This window comes from uncultured Brachyspira sp. (assembly GCF_934747485.1).
Taxonomy (GTDB): domain Bacteria; phylum Spirochaetota; class Brachyspiria; order Brachyspirales; family Brachyspiraceae; genus Brachyspira.
The window spans coordinates 1-3,040 of the sequence record NZ_CAKVGN010000120.1; the positions used below are offsets into that span (position 1 = coordinate 1).

Here is a 3,040-nt window from a genome sequence, read left to right on the forward strand (position 1 = left end):
ATTATGATACACCTATGCTATACTTTAAGAAATTAAGGAATTCCTAACTGCAATATGTCTGGCTCCTGTGCAATATATACCTTTTTTGTTTTTTAAATATATATTAAAATTTTTTCCCACCGTGAAAAGTTTTTTTATAATTTAGTATATGCTTTAGCAAAGAACTCTATTTTTTACAAAGCACGCACACCGGTGGATAAATAGTACAAAATAAATAAAATATGTAATTTTTTAATAACTCTATATATTATTTATAAGTTTTGTCTATTACTTTTTTATAAGGCATTAATATATATTGGTTCATCTTGCCTCGCATCTTTTTTTGTACGTTTGGAATAGACATTAAATATCCTGCTAATTTCATCTGAAGCATTCTTACTCTTTGTTTTTGAGGGAAATCATAAATATTATGCTTTTTATAATATTTATGGTCAGCCTTCATTATTCCTTGCATAATATATATTAAATCTCTAAATATTTTCATTCCTCCTACGCCGTAAAAGTTTTTTGGGCGGGAACATTTATTTATTATAGCATAATTCATAGTGTTGGAAAGTTTTTTTAATTCTTCTAAAGTGTTGTTTCTATTGTCGTTTGCAACATAAGTTAAGAAATTTCCGCCAACTTCGCATCGAGCTTCAATTAGTGTTTGTAAATTATATTCTCTGTCATAATCACCAGCTACAATATATCCAACAGGCATACCTTCTGTAACCATTCTATGACCATTGCAAAATTGCCTATCTTCATAAATCTTAAAACTTGAATGCGTATAATGATTTTCTATGGTGAAAGCATAAATAATAGCATTAGCCTTTTGTATCTCTTTTCTTAAAAACTCATCAAAACCGTCTTTATAAACGCATTTACCCGTAATAGCACAGCCAAAACAACCCATACATCCGCCATGAAATTTATACTCTCTAATATTTATTTCCCTCGTGCTGTAATCAAACATAGCCTTAAAATCTTCTATCATGTTTCTTAAATTAGCATCATCTTTAGCACAGTTTGTAACTATAACAACATCTTTATTTTCATCTTTAACCGAAGGGCTTTCAATTTGCCTTTTATAAATATTATTAGTTTTTTCTTTATTGTTATGATTATTAGAGTTTATGTTTATATTGTTTTGAGCAGAAAATATTAAATAATTAAAAAATGCCACTGCTTCTTCCTGACCTTTTTTAGTAAGCAAATCGTCCATATCGGCAGAAAAGCCTCTTATATATTTAAGATTCAAATCCAAACAATTTCCTTCTACAAACTTATGAGCCGTTGTATCATAAAAATGCTTTGATGTTGATACTTGTGTAGCATATTTCTGAGACAAATCAATACTGCTTTCTTTTAATAATTCTATAAATCTATGAAGTTGATATGGTACTAAAAAAGTATATACAGGGTAGGCAAATATTATTATATCTGCTTTATTGATTTCTTTTTCTGCTTCATTAAAGTTTTTTTCGTAGTATCTTAATTTTTGAGCAGCATTTAAATAAGAGAATTTATGATTTTCAAAAGATTTTTCTAAAAAAAGTAATGTTTGTAAAGTGATACTGTTGTTTCCCTTAGGGCTTCCATTTATAACTAAAATATTCATTTATAATACTCCCTATTTTTTTGTTAGAGAGTATTATATTTTATTAAATGAAAATTACAATATTAGTATCTCCATATACCCCAAATGTCTAACCCAGCACCAAAAGCATTATTAATTTCAAAATCTCTGTCTTTACGCATTAAACCCTGACCATCAGCATAAGCAGTAAGACCGAATGTGAGATTTTCTATTAGGGTAACTTGAAGCTCACCCTCTATTCCGTAATAGAGTTTGTATAAACCTGTAGTTTTATAAATATTTCCTTCAAACATGAGTCTTGGCATTATATAATAATATAAAGCTCCGAGTTTGGATTCGAATTTTGCAGGAAGCATTATATAAAAACGCATACTGTCTGTAGCACGCTCTCCGTCATCGTTGTATAAATAATTAAATAGCATATCTTCAGCATAAGCAGCATCAATAGTAGCCCATCTGCTCTTTATACCATAATAGAAGGCAAGTTTTATAGGCAAGCTTATTTGTACCGGAGCACTGTCAAATCTTGAAAGCATAACAGTGCCGTATAAGCTTCCGCCTATCACCATAGGAGCAACAGAAGTATCTGTAATGTTGTTTGTTATAGAAGATAATTGTATGCCGTAGTGTAATGATATAGTAAACTCATCTAATAAGCCTCCTCTAAATAAAAATGAAAATTTAGGAGTAGTGCTTATAGCTAATTTTGCCCCATAACGGCTTCCATCAGCAACTCCAAAAGATATAGGGACTGATAGTCTGTATTTATCTGTTGCCAAGCCAAAAGATGCAGAGTGTGTGGATATTATAGGGGCATTTTTTTCATTTAAATTATTGTACAAATTAAATTGATAGCCTATGCCAAATATGCCATAGCTTAAACCAATAAAACCTTTAGGAGCTATTGCAAAATTCTGCTCTCCTTGAGAGTTTGTTATTGTATTATCAAACATGTATCTTAAATCTAATATAGAAACACCAAGTTTAAAAGGTGTATTATGATTCATAAGCGGTGAAAAATTATAAATTGTGCTTATTCTATCACTACCTGCTCTTGTAGAGTTTACTCCGTCTATAAGATTATGCATATTATCTTTATCTAATATATCATCAATTGCAAATACATTAATACTTAAAATAAATAGTAGTGCTGTAATAATTTTTTTCATCTTTAATATCCGCTCTCTCATTTTAAATTATATAGTAGTTTATAATATAAGATTTTTTTTTTCAAGCCTATGGCAATTTTATTTTTAGTTTTGTAAAAAAATATTGAATAAGCTATAGTTTTAATATTTTGTTAGTTATGAAATTATTTAAATAGTTATGTTATAATTAAATATAAAATATTTTCTAATAAAATTAAATTGTAATAAATATTTTTTTTGCACAGGAGCCAGACATATTGCAGTTAGGAATTCCTTAATTTCTTAAAGTATAGCATAGGTGTATCATAAT

The 3,040-nt window shown here is 28.7% G+C and carries 2 protein-coding genes; both read right to left on the reverse strand.

Going from position 1 to position 3,040, the window contains the following annotated elements; translation table 11 throughout:
- Positions 1–247 precede the first annotated feature (247 nt).
- Positions 248–1,603: an NAD(P)H-dependent oxidoreductase gene (locus tag Q0H31_RS13030; protein WP_295298879.1), complete on the reverse strand. Its 1,356-nt coding sequence runs from the start codon at positions 1,601–1,603 to the stop codon at positions 248–250.
- Between the two features lie 62 nt (positions 1,604–1,665).
- Positions 1,666–2,751 (reverse strand): cell surface protein, encoded by a 1,086-nt coding sequence (locus Q0H31_RS13035; protein ID WP_295298880.1) that lies wholly within the window; start codon positions 2,749–2,751, stop codon positions 1,666–1,668.
- Positions 2,752–3,040: the final 289 nt, after the last annotated feature.

Coding starts and splice junctions, on each gene's coding strand:
- Q0H31_RS13030 (WP_295298879.1), bottom strand. CDS start 1,603: ATGAATATTTTAGTTATAAATGGAAGCCCTAAGGGAAACAACAGTATC.
- Q0H31_RS13035 (WP_295298880.1), bottom strand. CDS start 2,751: ATGAAAAAAATTATTACAGCACTACTATTTATTTTAAGTATTAATGTA.